Origin of the sequence: Ancylobacter pratisalsi (assembly GCF_010669125.1) — a bacterium.
GTDB lineage: Bacteria > Pseudomonadota > Alphaproteobacteria > Rhizobiales > Xanthobacteraceae > Ancylobacter > Ancylobacter pratisalsi.
This window is the reverse complement of record NZ_CP048630.1, coordinates 2,695,900-2,713,433: the sequence shown is the minus strand read 5'-3', so window position 1 is coordinate 2,713,433 and position 17,534 is coordinate 2,695,900. Positions and strand designations below refer to the sequence as shown.

The 17,534-nt window shown below is 70.2% G+C and carries 13 protein-coding genes; 3 read left to right on the top strand and 10 right to left on the bottom strand.

All coding sequences use genetic code 11. The features are described 5' to 3' along the window. Window positions 1-247: 247 nt before the first annotated feature. On the bottom strand, window positions 248-670 hold the full coding sequence (gene mscL, locus G3A50_RS12705) for a large conductance mechanosensitive channel protein MscL (RefSeq protein ID WP_210255312.1): 423 nt from the start codon (window positions 668-670) through the stop codon (window positions 248-250). Between the two features lie 272 nt (window positions 671-942). Here mscL and G3A50_RS12700 point away from each other — a divergent pair, with 272 nt between their 5' ends. Beyond that, entirely contained in the window at window positions 943-4,482 is a 3,540-nt protein-coding gene (locus G3A50_RS12700; RefSeq protein WP_163075617.1) for a PAS domain-containing hybrid sensor histidine kinase/response regulator, read from the top strand. 15 nt (window positions 4,483-4,497) lie between these two features. Here G3A50_RS12700 and G3A50_RS12695 read toward each other — a convergent pair whose 3' ends face one another. The 3 genes from G3A50_RS12695 to G3A50_RS12685 form a co-directional block, all read right to left on the bottom strand. Next, a complete protein-coding gene (locus G3A50_RS12695) occupies window positions 4,498-5,112 on the bottom strand; it encodes a class I SAM-dependent methyltransferase (protein ID WP_163075616.1) in 615 nt (204 codons plus the stop codon). A gap of 116 nt (window positions 5,113-5,228) precedes the next feature. After that, window positions 5,229-5,897 carry a response regulator transcription factor gene (locus G3A50_RS12690; RefSeq protein WP_246251647.1) on the bottom strand — a complete coding sequence of 223 codons (669 nt, stop codon included), beginning with the start codon at window positions 5,895-5,897 and terminating at the stop codon, window positions 5,229-5,231. A gap of 105 nt (window positions 5,898-6,002) precedes the next feature. Beyond that, a complete protein-coding gene (locus G3A50_RS12685; RefSeq protein WP_163075614.1) occupies window positions 6,003-6,467 on the bottom strand; it encodes a secondary thiamine-phosphate synthase enzyme YjbQ in 465 nt (154 codons plus the stop codon). A gap of 117 nt (window positions 6,468-6,584) precedes the next feature. Between G3A50_RS12685 and G3A50_RS12680 the strand changes: the two genes are divergently transcribed. Continuing rightward, window positions 6,585-7,580 (top strand): alpha/beta hydrolase, encoded by a 996-nt coding sequence (locus G3A50_RS12680; protein ID WP_163075613.1) that lies wholly within the window; start codon window positions 6,585-6,587, stop codon window positions 7,578-7,580. A gap of 3 nt (window positions 7,581-7,583) precedes the next feature. On the opposite strand, the gene G3A50_RS12675 is transcribed toward G3A50_RS12680, so the two are convergent. The 3 genes from G3A50_RS12675 to G3A50_RS12665 form a co-directional block, all read right to left on the bottom strand. Beyond that, the gene (locus G3A50_RS12675) at window positions 7,584-8,165 is read right to left on the bottom strand and encodes a hypothetical protein (protein WP_163075612.1); all 582 of its coding nucleotides are present in this window, start codon (window positions 8,163-8,165) and stop codon (window positions 7,584-7,586) included. A 54-nt stretch (window positions 8,166-8,219) separates the two neighbouring features. Beyond that, window positions 8,220-8,834 carry a 2-hydroxychromene-2-carboxylate isomerase gene (locus tag G3A50_RS12670; protein ID WP_163075611.1) on the bottom strand — a complete coding sequence of 205 codons (615 nt, stop codon included), beginning with the start codon at window positions 8,832-8,834 and terminating at the stop codon, window positions 8,220-8,222. Between the two features lie 164 nt (window positions 8,835-8,998). Next, complete coding sequence (locus G3A50_RS12665; protein ID WP_163075610.1) at window positions 8,999-9,430, bottom strand: MerR family transcriptional regulator; 432 nt, start codon at window positions 9,428-9,430, stop codon at window positions 8,999-9,001. A 404-nt stretch (window positions 9,431-9,834) separates the two neighbouring features. Here G3A50_RS12665 and G3A50_RS12660 point away from each other — a divergent pair, with 404 nt between their 5' ends. Then, complete coding sequence (locus G3A50_RS12660) at window positions 9,835-13,230, top strand: tetratricopeptide repeat protein (RefSeq protein ID WP_163075609.1); 3,396 nt, start codon at window positions 9,835-9,837, stop codon at window positions 13,228-13,230. Window positions 13,231-13,286: 56 nt separating this feature from the next. Here G3A50_RS12660 and pdeM read toward each other — a convergent pair whose 3' ends face one another. The 3 genes from pdeM to G3A50_RS12645 all read right to left on the bottom strand — a co-directional run bounded on the left by pdeM (window position 13,287) and on the right by G3A50_RS12645 (window position 17,508). After that, window positions 13,287-14,018 (bottom strand): ligase-associated DNA damage response endonuclease PdeM, encoded by a 732-nt coding sequence (gene pdeM, locus G3A50_RS12655; protein ID WP_163075608.1) that lies wholly within the window; start codon window positions 14,016-14,018, stop codon window positions 13,287-13,289. After that, window positions 13,993-16,512, bottom strand: a complete 2,520-nt coding sequence (locus G3A50_RS12650) for a ligase-associated DNA damage response DEXH box helicase (protein ID WP_163075607.1) — start codon at window positions 16,510-16,512, stop codon at window positions 13,993-13,995. The genes pdeM and G3A50_RS12650 overlap by 26 nt, the downstream gene beginning before the upstream one ends. 69 nt (window positions 16,513-16,581) lie before the next feature. Continuing rightward, window positions 16,582-17,508, bottom strand: coding sequence for a class I SAM-dependent methyltransferase (locus G3A50_RS12645; RefSeq protein ID WP_163075606.1), 927 nt, complete (start codon window positions 17,506-17,508; stop codon window positions 16,582-16,584). Between the last annotated feature and the right edge of the window lie 26 nt (window positions 17,509-17,534).

The window sequence follows — 17,534 nt, the reverse complement described above, 5'->3', positions numbered from 1 at the left end:
GTGAGCTCGCCGACGGCGCGGGAACGTTCGATGGTCATTCAGGTCGCTTGCGATCTATCCATAGGGCTCACGGTCCAGCCTCCCATGTGTGCGCCCGCACGCGGCACCGGCGCTGTCGTCGCCAGCGCGTTCCTGAGCAACGAGGATCCGGGGCCACAAGGCTGCCTGGGAGGCGCGGCTCTGCGCTTCTACGCGGCCGAGCGGCGGCAGGATCACCGCCGGCATGCTTAGTGGCGTCCCGCCCGGCTCAGGCCTTCTTGGCGAGGAGATCGCGGATCTCGGTGAGCAGAAGCTCCTCCCGGGTCGGCGCCGGCGGAACAGCCGGTGGGGCGGCGGCCTCCTGACGGCGCAGCCGGTTAACGCCCTTCACCACCAGGAACAGGATCCAGGCGACGATCAGGAAATTGATGACCACGGTGAGGAAATGGCCGTAGGCGAACACCGCGCCCTGCTCGCGCGCGGCGGCGAGCGAGTTTTCGGTGACATTGGCGGACAGCCCGATGAAGTAGTTGGAAAAGTCCAGCCCGCCCAGCACCGCGCCAACCACCGGCATGAAGAGATCGGTCACGATCGAATTGACGATCTGACCGAAGGCCGCGCCGATGATCACGCCGATGGCGAGATCCATGACGTTGCCTTTGACCGCGAATTCGCGGAATTCCTTCAGCACCTTGTTCATCCTTGCCTCCGTGGGCCGGAAATGAGACGTCGCAAGCGGGACGCCGCATCGCGCGACTCGTTCAACATCCCGAATGTGAAGCGGCGGTGACGGACGGGCAAGCGGCGAAAACGACATCCCCGCGCATGCTCACGACAACCTGCGAGCGGCCTGCATCCCCCGCTCGACCACCCGCTCGCCCCCCGCTTGCCCCCTGGCCGCGGGCCGGCGCATAAAGGGGCGAGGCTGCCCTTGAAGGCGCGGCCGCCCATCGGGAGCTCCCCATGCTTCAGGCCTGGGTCATCATCACCGTCGCCCTGGTCTATGTCGGTTTCCTGTTCGCGGTCGCCAGCTTCGGCGACCGTCGTCCCGCGCGCCCGCGCCGCGAGGGGCGGCCCTACATCTATTCGCTCTCGCTGGCGGTCTACTGCACGTCCTGGACCTTCTTCGGCTCGGTGGGCCTTGCCACCACCCAGGGCCTGAACTTCCTCACCATCTATGTCGGGCCGGTGCTGTTCTTCGCGCTCGGCGCGCCGCTTCTGCTGCGCATCGTGCGGCTCGCCAAGGCGCAGAACATCACCTCCATCGCCGACTTCGTCGCCGCGCGCTACGGCAAGAGCCAGGGCGTGGCGGCGATGGTGGCCGTGGTCGCGATCCTCGGCTCGCTGCCTTACATCGCCCTGCAGCTCAAGGCGGTGTCGGCCTCGCTGGTGGCCATGCTCGGCGATTTCGAGGGGCTGGGCCTGCACTACCCCGTGGTCGGCGACCTGGCGCTGATGATCGCGGTGGCGATGGCGGTGTTCGCGGTGCTGTTCGGCACCCGGCACATCGACGCCACCGAGCATCAGGAAGGGCTGATGCTGGCGGTGGCGACGGAATCGATCGTCAAGCTGGTCGGCTTCCTCGCCGTCGGCCTGTTCGTCACCTTCGTCATGTTCTCGGGTCCCGCGGACCTGTTCGCCAAGGCCGCCGAAAAGGGCGTCCTGCCGGTGCTCACCAAGGATTTCTCGGTGAGCAACTGGGCGGTGATGACGCTGCTCTCGGCGCTGGCCATCTTCCTGCTGCCGCGCCAGTTCCACGTCGCCGTGGTCGAGAACACCTCGGAACGGGAAATCCGCACCGCCGCGTGGCTGTTTCCGCTCTATCTCGTGCTCATCAACCTGTTCGTGGTGCCGATCGCGGTGGCCGGGCTCGTGGCCTTTCCGCCCGGCTTCATCGACGGCGACATGTATGTCCTCACCCTGCCGCTGTCGGTCGGGGCGCGGTGGATGGCGCTCATCGCCTTCGTCGGCGGGCTTTCGGCCGCCACCGCCATGGTCATCGTCGAGACGGTGGCGCTGGCGGTCATGGTGTCGAACGACATCTTCATGCCGCTCATGGTGCGCGCCCGGCGCAGCCGCGAGGCCGACGACACCGGCCCGCGCGCGCTGCACTCCGACATGGGCGAGCGCCTGCTCATGGTGCGCCGGGTGGCGATCTTCGCCATCCTGCTGCTGGCCTATCTCTACTTCCGCTTCGCCGGCGAGGCCCAGCTGGCGCAGATCGGCCTACTGTCCTTCGCGGCGGTCGCCCAGTTCGGCCCCGCCCTGCTGCTCGGGCTGGTGTGGCGGCGCGGCACCGCACCCGGCGCCATCGCCGGCATCGCCGCCGGCATCGTGCTCTGGGCCTACACGCTGCTGCTGCCGAGCCTCATCGATGCCGGGCTGTTCAGCCACGACCTGCTGCTCCACGGCCCGTTCGGCCTCGACATGCTGCGCCCGCAGGCACTCCTCGGCGTCCATGCCAGCCCGCTCAATCACGGCGTGATGTGGAGCCTCACCGTCAACGTGCTGTGCTTCCTCGGCGTGTCGCTGATGCGCCAGCCGACCCCGATCGAGCGCTTGCAGGCCAGCGTCTTCGTCGAAGCCGACCGGGCCCCCTCGGCGCCGAGCTTCCGGCTGTGGCGCTCGCCGGTCACGGTGGGCGAACTGCTCGGCACCGTGTCCCGCTATCTGGGCGAGGACCGCACCCGGGCCTCGTTCGAGAGCGTGTCCGCGATGCGCGGCGTCACGCTGGATCCCGGCCGCGAGGCCGACTTCCAGCTCATCCGCTACGCCGAGCACCTGCTGGCCTCCGCGATCGGCGCCGCCTCCTCGCGGCTGGTGCTGTCGCTGATGCTGCGCAAGCGCACCGTCTCCACCAAGGCGGCGCTCAAGCTGCTCGACGACGCCTCGGCCGCGATCCAGTACAATCGCGAGATCCTCCAGACCGCGCTGGACCATGTGCGCCAGGGCATCGCGGTGTTCGACCGCGACCTGCGCCTCATCTGCTGGAACCGGCAGTTCGGCGAGGTGCTGGAACTGCCCTCCGAGATCGTGCGCATCGGCGTCGGCATCGACCAGATCGTGCGCTTCAACGCCACCAGCGGCATGCTCGGCCCGGGCCCGGTGGAGGAGATCGTGCGGGTGCGGCTGGAGCGCTACGCCCGGCGCAGCGTCACCTTCCAGGAGCGCCTCGCCCCGCGCGGCGTGGTCATGGAGGTGCGCGTGAACACCATGCCCGACGGCGGCGTGGTGGTCACCTTCACCGACATCACTCCCTCGGTCGAGGCCGCCGAAGCGCTGGAGCGCGCCAACGAGACGCTGGAGCGGCGCGTGCGCGAACGCACCACGGCGCTGGAAAAGCTCAACACCCAGCTCGCCCAGGCCAAGGCCGAGGCGGACGACGCCAACATCTCCAAGACCCGCTTCCTCGCCGCCGCTTCGCACGACATCCTGCAGCCGCTCAACGCCGCCCGGCTCTACGCCACCAGCCTGGTCGAGCGCACCGAAACCGGCGAGAACCGCGAAAACGGCCGGCTCGCCCGCAATGTCGACGCCTCGCTGGAGGCGGTGGAGGACATACTCGGGGCGCTGCTCGACATTTCGCGCCTCGACGCCGGGGCGCTGAAGCCCGACATCGGCGCCTTCCGCGTCGACGACATCTTCTCGCAGCTGGAAATCGAGTTCACCCCGCTGGCCAAGGACAAGGGCCTGCGCCTGATCTTCGTGGCGAGTTCGGCGGCGGTGCGCTCGGACCGGCGCCTGCTCCGCCGCCTGCTGCAGAACCTCGTCTCCAACGCGATCAAGTACACGCCCGAAGGCCGGGTGCTGGTCGGGGTGCGCCGGCGCAGGGGCAAGCTGCGCATTCAGGTGCTCGACACCGGGCTCGGCATCCCCCAGGCCAAGCAAAAGCTGATCTTCAAGGAGTTCCAGCGCCTCGACCAGGGCGCCAAGGCCGCGCGCGGCCTTGGTCTCGGCCTGTCCATTGTCGAGCGCATCTCGCGGGTGCTGGAGCACCCGATCACCCTGGTCTCGACCCACGGGCGCGGCAGTGCCTTCGAGGTGGAGGTTCCGTCGGCACCGCCGATCCCCGCCGAAGCCCCGCGCACCCTGCCGGCCTCGGTGCCGGCCTCGACGCTGAACGATCTCATCGTGCTGTGCATCGACAACGACCCGGCCATCCTCGACGGCATGGAAACGCTGCTGGCCGGCTGGGGCTGCCGGGTGATCAAGGCTCACGACATGCACCGCGCGCTGGCCGCGCTGCGCGAATCGCGCCTGCTGCCGGACGTGCTGCTGGTCGACTATCACCTCGACGACGCCGACGGCATCGAGGTCGCCAAGCAGCTGCGCTGGAAGCTGGGTCAGCACCTGCCGGCCGTTCTCATCACCGCCGACCGCTCCAAGCGCGTGCGCGACACCGCCCGCGCGACCGAGATGGAAGTGTTGAACAAGCCGGTGCGCCCCGCCGCGCTGCGCGCCCTGCTGGCGCAGTGGCGGGCCACGCGGGCGGCGGCGGAGTAAGGCCGTCACGCCGCCTCAGGCGGGTTTCTGCCATTCCATGATGTGGAAATAGGGCACGCGCCGATACAGATCCGCCTTCGCGGGATCCCCGCCCGTGGGGGCCGGCTCGGAGAAATGGCGCAGCTGCAGGCCGAGATCCAGCAGCGCGCTCATATAGGTGCTGAGCGGCCGGTGCCAGTTGACGATGCTGATGCCGCGCCAGGTTGCCCGGATCGCCCGCTCCTCCAGGTAATCATCAATGAAGAATCGTGCCTCTCCCTGCTCATTGCGCGTCCAGCCGTCGGGCTGGCCGGCGGTGTTGAAGCTGGTGAGATTGGCAATCAGCAGGCTGCCACCGGGGCGCAGGCTGGCCGACATCCGCTCCAGCGCCGTGGGCAGGTCGGGAATGTCGATCAGGCTGAGATAGCTCACCACGAGGTCGACATCCGCCGCGCCCTCCAGCGTCTCCGCCCGGCCGAGCCGATAGTCGCCGGCCGGATCGAGCGCGCGGGCCCGTGCCAGCAGCGCCTCGGTGGGATCCACGCCGACCGTAGCCAGTCCCATGGCCTGCATCAGCCGGCAGAACCGTCCCTCGCCGCAGCCGACATCCAGCGCCCTGCTGAAGCCGCGCCCGCGGATACGCGCCAGCATCGGCGCATCCAGCACGAAGCGCCGTCCGTAATCGCCGCTGTCGCCCTGTTCGGTGATCCAGGCCTGTGCCGATTAGTCCCAGCCGCTGGACGATGGCCCACGGGAAGACGTCACGCTCACCCCGCCGACTGCGACCAGGTACCGCCCTCGATCTTCGAGGCCGCGATCACCGCCTGGGTGCGGCTCTCCACGCCCAGCTTCTGCAGGATGGCGGAGACGTGGGCCTTCACCGTCGCTTCGGAAACGCCGAGCTCATAGGCGATCTGCTTGTTCAGCAGTCCCTCGGACAGCATCATCAGCACCCGCACCTGCTGGGGGGTGAGGGTGGCCAGCCGCGCCACCAAAGCCTTGGTCTCGGTGTCCGCGCCGGCGTCGAGGTCGACATCGGGCGGGGTCCAGACACGCCCCTCCAGCACCGCGGCGATCGCCTCGCCCATGGTACCCACCGCCGCCGTCTTGGGAATGAAACCGGACGCGCCGAATTCCATGCAGTGGCGGATGACGCTGGCGTCCTCATTGGCGGAAACCACGATCACCGGCACGCCGGGATACTGCGCCCTCAGATACATCAGCCCGGAAAAGCCCCGCACGCCCGGCATGGTGAGGTCGAGCAGGATGAGATCCATGTCGCTCTCGCGCTCGAGCAGCGCCTGAAGGTCTTCGAGACCGCCGGCCTCGAACAGTTCCACCGAGGGAAACCGGCGCGAGACCGCCTCGCGCAGCGCACCTCGAAACAACGGATGATCGTCGGCAATCACCAGCCGGAAGCTCGTCGTCGTATCCACGTCCAAGCGGTCCTCATTACTCGCGGGCCGGCACGCGTCCCTTATCGCGCCGCAATCCAGGGTCGAGTCGTACCGGTGCCGCGAGCCGGCATCAACCATCGAGATTTAGTTGGCATCGCCGACAAACGCTACCACCAATTCGCGCCGGTGCGGGCGCACGCGGTGCTCCACCAGATAAACGCCCTGCCAGGTGCCGAGCGCGAGCCGCCCCGCGATCACCGGTATGGAGAGATGGAGTCCCGTCAGCACCGCCTTCACATGGGCGGGCATGTCGTCCGGCCCCTCCAGGTCATGGACCCAGCCGGCATGTTCGGGCGCCAGGCGGTCGAGCGCGGTAAGCAGGTCCACCCGCACATCGGGATCGGCGTTCTCCTGGATCGTGAGCGAGGCGGAGGTGTGGCGGCAGAACACGCTCACCTCGCCGTCAATCGCCCCTATGCCGTTGAGGAAGCCCGCGATCTCGGCGGTGATGTCGGTAAATCCCCGCCCGCGCGTGCCGACCGTGAAAAGGGTCGAGAATCGCCGTGTCACGGCGCTTTCGCGCACCTCGCCTTGCCGCACCGCCGCCATTAAACTGTCCTTTCATGCTGCACCGCGCTGGACGAATGCGATCGGCTGGGTTTGGATAGGGCGGACCAGCCCCTGATGACAAACCCGCCAAACGCTATTTTGGAGCGTCTCCGCTTTATGTCTTCTCCGCTGCCCAACTTCGCGCCCCGCGCCACCACCTCCCCGCTCGTGGTCGACCCCGCCTTGTTCGACCCGGCGGCGATCGCGCCGGACACGCGCGCCATCAATGCCGGCATCGTCAAGGCGCTCGGCGCCGTGGCGGATCGCTGGGTGTTTCCCATGGCCATGCTGCGCAAGCTCCGGCTGGATGGAAAGGGCCCCTTCCCGCTCGCGCCCGAAAGCCCCTATGCGCAGGTGGTCGAGATTGAGGGTCCCGGCGGCAAGGTGCCGCTGCGCATTCTCACCCCGCCGGAGCCGGCGAAGGGCGTGTATCTGCATATCCATGGCGGCGGCTGGTGCCTCGGCTCGGCGCGCGAGAATGACGGGCTGAACCATCGCTTCGTCGAGCGCACCGGCTTTGCGGTGGTGTCGGTCGACTACCGGCTGGCCCCGGAAGTGCCCTATCCGGCCGCCCCGGACGATTGCGAGGCCGCCGCCTTGTGGCTGCTGCGCGAGGGGCCGGCGCGCTTTGGCACCAGCCGCTTCGTCATCGGCGGCGAATCGGCGGGCGGCAACCTCGCCGTCAGCACGCTGCTGCGCCTGCGCGACCGGCACGGGCTCACCCCGTTCTGCGGCGCCAACCTCACCGCCGGCTGCTACGATCTCGGCCTCACCCCCAGCGCCCGCCTGTGGGGCGACGAGCCGCTGGTGCTCAACACGAACGACATCAACGTCTTCGTGGGTCACTACCTGCGCAACGGGGGCGACGTCGCGACACCGGACATCTCCCCGCTGCACGCCGATCTGAGCGGCCTGCCCCCGGCGCTGTTCACCATCGGCACGCGGGACGCGCTGCTCGACGACACGCTGTTCCTGGCGCCGCGCTGGCTGGCCGCCGGCAACCCGGCGGAACTGGCGGTCTACCCCGGCGGCTGCCATGTCTTCATCGGCTTTCCCGGCAGCCTTACCGACCAGGCGCTGGCGCGCAGCTACGCCTTCGTCGAGGCGTGCTGAGCGTCACAGCGGTTCGCCCTGCGAGGGTTTGTTCTCGCCCCGCAGCCGGTCGACCATGCCGAGAAAACGCTTGAACACATGCTCGGCCATATCCATGGCCTCGTCGAGCTTGCGGCGGGCATCCTCGGTCAGCTTCGCGTCGTCGTCGGGCACGGCGGCCTGCGGCGGCGGGTGCGTGGAAGAGCCGGCGCCGCCCTCGGGCGGCACCATGATGTCCGGCACGCCCGGCGTCACCCCGGTCCGCGCCTTCTCCAGCGCGGCGATGCGCGCCTGAAGCCGGCCGATCTCGGCCTCCAGGGCCGCGCGGTCCTCAGGCACCGCCTCGCACACCCAGGAACCGGCGCCCGACCCGGAAACGCCGGCGCCGGGCCGTGCGTCCGCCCGCTGGCTGCAGAACGACATCGCTCCACTGCGGGTGTCGAGTTTCATCACCCCGCCTTCGACCGGCTGGATGGAGAAGTTCGCCCGCTCCGCCGCCGCGACAGGCGAGGACGCCGGCGCTTCCTGCGCCAGCGCCGCCGGCCCGAGAAAAAGCACCAGCACCCCGCTCAATCCAAGCTGGCAAAGCCTTGATCCGCCGTTCATGCCGCACCTCCTCGTTCGCACGCGTGTTCGCCCGCCGGTTTCCCGTCCGCGCGCTCAGGGCTTGAACGGCGGCCGTCCACTGGACAACGCCGCGTCGAGCAGATCGATCCGGTCCTGCCCCCAGAACACCTCACCGTCGAGCACATAGGCCGGCGAGCCGAACACGTCGGCCTCGACGGCGCGCGCGTGATTGGCCTCATAGGCGGCGGCCATCTCCGGCGTGTCGGCGGCCTCCAGCAGGCTCGCGGGCAGGCTGAGCTCATCCAGGATGGCGCGGATCTGCGCCGGATCGCCAAGGTCTTCCTGGCGCTGCCACACCGCCGAGCCGAACCGCGCGATCAGCGGCGCCACGTCATGGCCGTCCCGGATCGCGGCGAGGATGAGCCGGTCAGTCACCCCGCCATTGAACGGCCAGTGGGCCGGCTGAACGTGGAAATCGAGGCCCCGCGCCTCACTCCAGCGCTGCAGTTCCACCAGCCGGTAGCGCTGCCGCGCGGGATGGCGCTTGGGCAGAGCGGTGCCGCCGGTCTCGGCGAACAGATTGCCCAGGCCCACCGGGCGGAAGTCGACATGCACGCCATGGCGCTTGACCACGTCGAGAAACGTCGCATAGCCCATGAACGCCCAGGGGCTGACGGTCGAGAAGTAGTAGTCGATTGTGCGGGACATCGTCGCTCTTCGTTCACCGGGCCTCACAAGCCGGGCCCCGACTGGCCGGCGCAGGCTAGAGCAAGATGGGTCGGGGGAAAACCTCCCCCTCGCGGGTCCCCAAACGACAACGGCGCCCGCTGGGGGCGCCGCTGCCGGACAATCGAAACGGGGGAGGTGAAGCGTCAGGCCGCCGAACGGGCGGTGAAGGCGCCGACCATCTGGCGAAGCTCGTCAATGGCTTCCTCGATCTCGACCTTCTGCTGCTCCAGCAGCGCAAGCTGCTCGGCGCATTTCTCGCGGGTCAGGGCAAGTCCGCCCGACGGCACCGGGCCGCCTTCGCGCAGGGCCACCATCGCCTTGATCTCGGCAAGGGTGAAGCCAAGCTTCTTGCCCTTGAGGATGATCGCCAGGCGGTCGCGCTCGGCCGCGCTGTAGAGCCGGGTCAGCCCCTCGCGACGCGGAGCCAGCAGGCCCTTGTCCTCGTAGAAGCGGAGGGCGCGAAGGGTGACGCCGAATTCGCGGGCGAGATCACCGATGGTGAAGAAGCTCGGCACGGAGGCGTTCGTGACCGACGATTCGGTGATGCGCTCGGCCTCGAAGGAAGTGAAGTCCATATCGACAGCTCCGGGTGGATGACGTGGGGGTATCCATGACGTGACCGCAGTGTCGCAGACCAGCTTCCGCTAGGGGAGAAAGTCGCACCCGACGTTAGGGCAACTTACTGTTAAACGGAAAATTAGATCGTTGATATATAACGATTTTTTGGATTTACCCCATTTTGCAGCGCAGCAAGTGCGGGGTCGGGCGGCGTCCGCAATATGCCGATTCCGGGGCCGGCGACTCAAGATCGGGGCGCCGGAACGGGCCCCGGCAAGGGGGCGGGGGACCGGCCGGCGGTAACGGCGTGAGCGCGCATTAACGCGACATTTACCAAGAAATCGAACAGTCGGTCGCAACAGCCCCAGCGCCGGCCAGCGATTCTCGCCCTGCCGCCGGCGCCGAAGTCAGGGAGATCAAGGTGCGGCAAGAAGGGGCCAGTTCAACGGCCGGACAGATTGCTCCCGAAGCGTGGCGCGCCATGAGCGAGGCGGCCGAACGCGCCGGGCTGCCGCTGGACCAGTGGCTGAAGGCCCAGCTCCTCTCCAGCACCGGCCCCCGCGAGGCCGCGGACGGCGATATCGGCGACCTGCAGCGCCGCGTCCAGGAACTCGCCGGACGGATCGAGAACCTCGTCGCCGTGCGCCCCGATGCCGGGGCGGCCATCGCGGAGCAGGCGCCCCCGATCGCCGCGCCGCTCGCCCCCCACACGCTGCCTTCGCATTTGCGGCCCGCGCCTTCGCAGCCCGGCGATGCCTTTGCCGCCGACACCCTTGACCCTCACTCCGCGGATGGGCGCCTCGATGCCGCGATCCGCCAGATCAACGAGCGTATCGAGGCGATGAACCTTCCCCGTTCCCGTCCGGCCCCCGCCGCTGCGGGCCGCCGCATCGAGGAATTCGACAGCCGCCTCGACGAGAGGGTGCGCGCCAGCGAGGCCGAGAGCCGGCGCGGCTACCGCCCGTCCCCCATGACCAATGCCGAAGACATCGAGGCCGCCGTCGCCGAGATCGCGGCCCGCCAGAGCGAACTCGAAGCCGCCCGCCCGGAGCGCCGGCCGTATGAGCGCCCGGCGGAGCGCGCCCCGTTCGAGCCGGCGCGGGCCCCCCAGGGCGCCCGGCTTCCAGGCAGCCGGCCCGAGCGCGCGCAGCCGGAACGCGGCCGCTCCGACGCCGCCCGTCCCGAACCCACCCCGTCCGAACGCGGCTATCGCGAGCGCAGCGTCGTGCCGCCCGCCCCGGCCGCGCGTCCGGCACTGAACGGCGACGCGCTGGAAGCGCTCCAGCGCGAGCTTGCCGACATGCGCGAGGGCCTTTCCGTGCTGGCGCCGCGCCGCTCGGTCGACGAACTCCAGCGCACCGTCTCCCGCCTCGCCGAGCGCGTGGAGCGGGCCGGTGCCGGCGACGAGGAGCTGCGCGGCACGCTGCTCGCCCTGCGCGACATGATCGGCGGGCTCAAGCTTCCCGAGCATCCCTCCATCCTGATGGGGCGCATCGACACGCTGGCCCGCAAGATCGACATCGTGAGCGCCAAGACGGTGGATGGCTCCGCCATCGCCCGGCTCCAGGCCCAGGCGTCGGAAATCCGCGATCTGCTCGGCCGCGCCATCTCCAATGACGCGGTGCGCCTGCTCGCCGAGCAGGTCGCGCTGCTCGCGGCCAAGGTCAGCCAGATGGCCGGCGCCGACGAGGCGATGATCCGCTCGGCGGTCGGCGGCCTCGAACGGCGCATGGACGCCCTGTCGGAGCGCATCGGCACCCCGCCCTCCGCGCTGTCGATCGAAGACATCCAGCGCCGGCTGGAATCCATCCAGCAGGGTCTCGCCGCCGCCCGTCGCGAGGCGCCCGAAGCCGTGGCCGCCAGCATGGCGGCCGGGCTCAGCGACATCGCCGCCCGCATCGAGCGCATCGAGCGGCCGGTCCCGGCCCCCGACCATGGTCCGCGCTTCGACGCGTTGAGCCGGCAGATCACCGACATCGCGGCCAAGCTCGACAGCGCCACCCCCGCCGCCAGGATCGCCGATCAGCTCACCGGCCAGCTCTCCACCATCGAACGGGCGGTAAACGACCTGTTCATCCAGATGGAGGAAACCCGCGCGACCGTGCTGGCCAATGCCGGCCACCGTGGCCACCCCGGCGGCGGTGGCAAAACGAACGGCGCCAGCCTGCTCAAGCGCGAGATCGCCGCCATCGAGGCCGCCCGCGCCGCCGGCACCTCTCCCGCCGTTGCGGGGACCGCGTTCGCCGCGCCCCCGGCCCAGCCCGCCAGCGCCGCCCCCCTCGCCCCGACCGCCAAGGTCGCTCCCTCGCCCGCACCCGAACACGCCGCGGCCCCCATCGCGGCTGAAGGCGCGCCGGCGGCCGCGACCGCCGCGAGGCCGACCGCCGCGCCCGCGCCCTCCTCGGCGTCCGAGCCGGTGTTCACCCCCGCGCCGGCCTCGATTCCCAAGCCTTTCGAGCCCCAGCTGATGCGCGCAGCGCTGGAAGAACTCAGCCGGTCGCCGGATATGGCGGTCGCCTTCCGCAAGACCGCCTCGGCGCCCGCGTCGGCGCCCCAACAGGAATGGGTGCAGGAACAGCCTCGGGACACCGTGCCGGACGAGCCGGCGGAGCAGGCTCACCCGCTTCCCGACACCGTGGCCGATGTCTACGGGCTTGGCGATGGCGGCCAGGACGAGGCCGACACGCCTGTTCCCGTCATTCCCCCGGCGGGCAATGACGACACCGCGCCGCGCGGCGGCGCCGCCCCGGCGCGCACCCAGTTCATCGCCCAGGCCCGGCGCGCCGCCCAGCCGGCAACGGTGGTCATCCCCGCCATGCACAGCCGCATCGGCGAGCGCCACACCCGCAAGCCGACCCCGTGGCTGGCCCGCATCCGCGCCATGCTGCTGATCGGCCTGTGCGGCTCGGCGCTGGCCTATGGCTCCTGGCACCTGCTCGGCACGCTGCGCGAGGGCCAGCTGCGCGCCTCCGCGCCCGGCACCGGCCTGCCCGCGACCGCACGGGGCGCCGGCCCCTCGCTTGAGGACATCACCGGTTCGGTCGGCAAGTCCCCGGTCCGGCCGGACATGCCCGAGCGTTCCGCGCCCCCGCCCGCCGACACCCCGCCCACGGAGAAGCCGGGGCCCTCTAGCTTCAACCTGCCCAGTAACCTGCCCGACAGCATCGGCGGGGCGGCCCTGCGCTCGGCGGCCCTCGCCGGCAATCCGGCGGCGGCGTTCGAGGTCGGCCGACGCTACCTCGAAGGCATCGAGGTGGCGGCGAGCGCGGTGCGCGCGGTCGATTGGTTCCAGCTCGCGGCCGACCAGGGCTCGATCCCGGCGGCCTATCGCCTCGGCTCGATCTACGAGAAGGGCACGGAAGGGGTGATGCGCGACGTCGCCCGGGCGCGCCAGCTCTATGAGCGCGCCGCCAATGCCGGCAATGTCCGCGCCATGCACAATCTCGGCGTGCTTCTGGCGGCGGGCGTCGACGGCCAGCCCGATTACCGCGAGGCGGTGCGCTGGTTCAGCCGCGCGGCGGAATACGGCCTGCGCGACAGCCAGTACAATCTCGCCGTGCTCTACGCCCGTGGCTTCGGCGTCACCGCCGATCTCGGCGAGGCCTGGCGCTGGTTCTCGCTCGCCGCCGCGCGCGGCGACACCGAGGCGGCCGCCAAGCGTGACGATGTCGCCGCCCGCATGGATGCCCACGCCCTCGCCGTCGCCCGCGCCTCGGTGGAAAACTGGACCCCGCGCATGGTCGACGCCAAGGCCAATGGCGGCAATGTGCAGGACTGGGAACAGCCCGGCACGCCCCGCAAAACCGCGTCGCGCTAAAAATGACATCCGCGCCGCGCTGAGAGAAGGCCGCGCCGCGCCCGGGCCCCTGGCGCCTAGCGATCCGGCAGGCAGGCGTGATGGGCGATCCGGTAGGTCCGCGCCCCGCCGATGAGATGGGCCGCATAGGCACCGGGGAACAGCCCCGCCAATGCGGCGTCACGAATGTTCAGCCCGCCCGCATAGGCGCCCAGCGCCGGCATCACCAGGCGTGCCCCGTCGGTCGCGAAGCAGCGCCGGCGCAAGCCCCGTCCGCGCACCACCAGCCGGGCGACCGGGTGGAAATGCCCCGCGATCTCCCCCCGCGCCCCGCCCGCCGGCAATTCGGCGCTCGGCAAATCCCGCGCGGGTTCATGTCGCAGCGTCAGCCGCCCCAGCCGCAATTCCGGCAGGTGCTCGCCCCCCAGCCCCGGCATCGGCTCGGGATCATGGTTGCCCGCGATCCAGACCATGTCGCGCCCCGTCGCGATGTCGGCGAGCAAGGCCCGCTCGGCGGCGCCCAGCCGTTCCGCGCCACGGCGATCATGGAAGCTGTCGCCCAGGGCGACGACGACGCGCGGCCGCGTGCGCGCGACGATGCCGGCCAGCAGCGTCAGCGTGGCACGGCTGTCATAGGGCGGCAGCGGCACGCCGCGCGCGGCGAAGGACGAGCCCTTTTCCAGATGCAGATCGGCGACCACGAGCACCCGCTCGGCCGGCCAGTGAAGACCGCCGGCCGGGTCGAGCTTCAGCCGGACGCCGGCCAGCTCGATCGCATCGGCCTCACCGTCCTGCATCTCCAGCGCCATCCAGCGCCTCCCTGATCAGTTCGTCCTCGGCCTCCGCCAGCAGCGCATCGGAAGCCCCGCCAGCGACGATCTCGCGGCCGATCTCGAGCATCACCGGCACCGCCAGAGGCGACACACGCGGCAGAGCGACATGGTCGATTCGCCCGCGGATGCGCACCAGCATGTCGGAGAGGCGGCGTATGTCCAGCAGCCCGGTCGCGGCATCCGCCCGTGCCGCGCGCAGCAGCACATGGCCCGGCTCGTGCCGGCGCAGCACGTCATAGACGAGGTCGGTCGACATCGTCACCTGCCGCGAATTCTTCTCCTTGCCGGGAAAGCGCCGCTCGATCAGCCCACCGATCACCGCGCATTGCCGGAACGTGCGCTTCATCAGCGCCGATTCCGCCAGCCATTCCTCCAGATCATCGCCCAGCATGTCGGCGTCGAACAGCCCGTCAAGCCCGAGCCGGCCCTCGCTTACCGCCTGCGAAAGATCGGAAAGGCCATAGATCGCAAGCGCATAGTCATTCGCCATGAAACCCAGCGGGTGCAGGCCCGCGCGGTCCAGCCGGCGGGTCAGCAGCATGCCGAGCGTCTGGTGGGCGAGCCGCCCCTCGAACGGGTAGGCGACCAGATAATGCCGTCCGCCACGCGGAAAGGTCTCAACCAGCAGGTCCTCGCGGCCCGGCAGCCGCGAGCGCCGGCGCTGGATCTCCAGCCACTCACGCACCTGCGGCGGCAGGTCCGCCCAGTGCTCCGGCGCGGCGAGCAGCGCGCGGACCCGCGCGGCAAGAAAGGTCGACAGCGGGAACTTTCCCCCCGCATAGGACGGCACCTTGGGCTCTTTGGCGCTGGTGCGGGCAACCCGGACCTCGTCCTCGGCGATAGTGAGATATTCCAGCACCTCGCCGGCGAAGACGAAGGTATCGCCGGGGGTCATGGTCTCGACGAAGTACTCCTCCACCTCGCCCAGCACCCGCCCGCCAAAGCGCGATTTCGCGGAAGCCAGCCGCACCCTGAGCATGGTGGATTCAACGATGGTGCCGATATTGAGCCGGTATTGCTGCGCCACCTGCGGGTTGGCAACGCGCCAGCGCCCGTCCTTCATCCGGCGGATGCGGGCGAAGCGCTCATAGGCTCTCAGCGCATAGCCGCCAGTGGCGACGAACTCGACCACCTCCTCGAAATCCGCGCGCGAAAGCCAGGCATAGGGCTCGGTCGACGCCACCTCGTCATACAGCGCATCGGCCTCGAACGGCCCCGCGCAGGCCATGCCGAGCACGTGCTGCGCCAGCACGTCGAGCGCGCCCCGCCGCTCCACCGCGCCATCCTGTGCCCCCGCCCGCACCGCTTCCAGCGCCGCCCGGCACTCCAGCACCTCAAACCGGTTGGCCGGCACCAGAACCGCGCGCGACGGCTCATCGAGCCGGTGATTGGCCCGCCCGATACGCTGCATCAGCCGCGAAGAACCCTTCGGCGCTCCGACATTGACCACGAGATCCACCGCGCCCCAGTCGATGCCCAGATCCAGCGAGGAGGTGCACACCACCGCGCGCAGCACGCCCTCCCCCATCGCCGCCTCGACCCGGCGCCGCTGGGAGACGTCGAGCGAGCCATGATGCAGCGCGATCGGCAGGTTGGCCTCGTTGATGTGCCACAGCTCCTGGAACAGCAGCTCGGCCTGCATGCGGGTGTTGACGAAGACCAGCGTGGTCCTGTTGCGCGCGATGAGCGCGTAGATCTCCTGAAGCGAATGGCGCGCCGTATGCCCGGCCCAGGGCACATGGGCGACACTGTCCAGCATGGTGAGATCCGGCGCCGCGCCCGGTTCCGCGATCACCAGATCGCCCATCGGGCGGGCGGGCGTCTGCGGCACCAGCCAGCGGCGCAGCGTCCCGGGGTCGGCGACGGTGGCGGAAAGCCCGACCGTCTGCGCCTCGGGCGCGATCGCCCGCAGCCGGGCAAGGCCGAGGCTGAGCAGGTCGCCCCGCTTGGAGCCCGCCAGCGCGTGGAGTTCGTCCAGCACGATGCGGCGCAGATCGCCGAACAGCGGCTCGGCATCGGCCGAAGCCAGCAGCAGCGCAATCTGCTCGGGCGTGGTGAGAAGGATATCGGGCGGGTCGCGCCGCTGGCGCTGACGCCGCGAGGCCGGCGTGTCCCCGGTGCGGGTCTCGATCCGGATCGGCAGGCCCATCTCCGCCGCCGGCCGCTCCAGATTGCGGGCGACATCGACCGCCAGCGCCTTGAGCGGCGAGATGTACAGCGTGTGGATGCCGGGCGGGCGGGCACTGTTGCGCAGGCGCGGACGCTGCGCCAGCTCGATCAGACTGGGGAGGAACCCCGCCAGCGTCTTGCCCGCGCCGGTCGGCGCGATCAGCAAGGCCGAGCGCCCCTCGCGCGCCTTCGCCAGCAGGTCGAGCTGGTGCGCACGCGCTGTCCATCCACGTTCCGCGAACCAGCGGCGAAACGGCTCGGGCAGCAGGTCCGTCGGGTTCAGGTCGCGGGCGTCATCCATGGGCGGCACCGCTACAAGCTAAGGTCTCGGCGCCGAATTGCGAGGGGCGATGAGCCCCACCCTCGCGTCTCACGTTTCGCGCATCGCCACCGCGACCAGCCCCGCCACAGGCTGCTCCTTTTCCCGGCGGATCCATTCATCCGCGCAGGAGAGCAGCACCAGCCCGGCCGCCTCGACGCAGCCGCGCACATAGGACGCGGCATGGGCAAAGCGCAGCGTCTCGCGCAGCAGCACCCCTTCCCCGTCATGGGTCTCGTCGGTGAAGGCGATGAGCCCGCCGGGTTCCAGCACGCGCCGCGTCTCGTCCAGCACCGGGCCGAGATCGTCGAGATAGCAGAAGGCGTCGCCGGCGAAGATCAGGTCCACGTCGCGTGCCGGCTGTTCCTTGAGGAACGCGACCATCTCGCCGGCAACCGTCCGGTCATAGATGCCGCGGCTTCGCGCGCGGCGGATCATGTTCGGCGACAGGTCGACACCCTCCAGCACCCCGACACGGTCGTTCAGCCGCACCGCCACGAGCCCCGTACCGCAGCCGAGATCCAGTCCACGGGCGAAGGCGTAAGGCCGGCCCAGCCGGGCGCAGGCGGCCTCCAGCGCGGTGTCGATCAGCTCGGGCCCGCGATAATCCAGCCGCGCCAGCGCCGCGTCGAAGCGCTCGGCATACTGGTCGAACAGCATGCGCACATAGGCTTCGCTCATGCTGGCAACCGAACCCTCCAGCCGCGCCAGCCGCAAGGCGGCGCCGAGCGGGTCCGCGCCATCGAGCGAGAGCACCTGTTCAAAGGCGCTCCGCGCGCCGGGCGCGTCCCCCGCTCCCTCGCGCGCCTCGCCGAGCAGGAACCAGCTCGGCGCATGGCCGGGCAGGCGGGCCACCGCCTCGGTGAGAAGCTCGGCGGCATCGCCAGCGTTTCCCTCCTCCATCAACGCACGCGCCCAATCGATCCGGCGGTCGACCACGGGGTCTCCCGACGTGAGTGTCAGCCGGCCGGCATTCATGATTGGGGGGTCTCGCGGAAATCGGA

Excerpts from the sequence above, each read along its gene's own strand:
- G3A50_RS12675 (WP_163075612.1), bottom strand. The coding sequence starts at position 8,165 with ATGAACGGCGGATCAAGGCTTTGCCAGCTTGGATTGAGCGGGGTGCTG.
- pdeM (WP_163075608.1), bottom strand. The coding sequence starts at position 14,018 with ATGGCGCTGGAGATGCAGGACGGTGAGGCCGATGCGATCGAGCTGGCC.
- G3A50_RS12695 (WP_163075616.1), bottom strand. The coding sequence starts at position 5,112 with ATGCTGGCGCGTATCCGCGGGCGCGGCTTCAGCAGGGCGCTGGATGTC.
- G3A50_RS12645 (WP_163075606.1), bottom strand. The coding sequence starts at position 17,508 with ATGAATGCCGGCCGGCTGACACTCACGTCGGGAGACCCCGTGGTCGAC.
- G3A50_RS12665 (WP_163075610.1), bottom strand. The coding sequence starts at position 9,430 with ATGGACTTCACTTCCTTCGAGGCCGAGCGCATCACCGAATCGTCGGTC.
- G3A50_RS12650 (WP_163075607.1), bottom strand. The coding sequence starts at position 16,512 with ATGGATGACGCCCGCGACCTGAACCCGACGGACCTGCTGCCCGAGCCG.
- G3A50_RS12685 (WP_163075614.1), bottom strand. The coding sequence starts at position 6,467 with ATGGCGGCGGTGCGGCAAGGCGAGGTGCGCGAAAGCGCCGTGACACGG.
- G3A50_RS12700 (WP_163075617.1), top strand. The coding sequence starts at position 943 with ATGCTTCAGGCCTGGGTCATCATCACCGTCGCCCTGGTCTATGTCGGT.
- G3A50_RS12670 (WP_163075611.1), bottom strand. The coding sequence starts at position 8,834 with ATGTCCCGCACAATCGACTACTACTTCTCGACCGTCAGCCCCTGGGCG.
- G3A50_RS12680 (WP_163075613.1), top strand. The coding sequence starts at position 6,585 with ATGTCTTCTCCGCTGCCCAACTTCGCGCCCCGCGCCACCACCTCCCCG.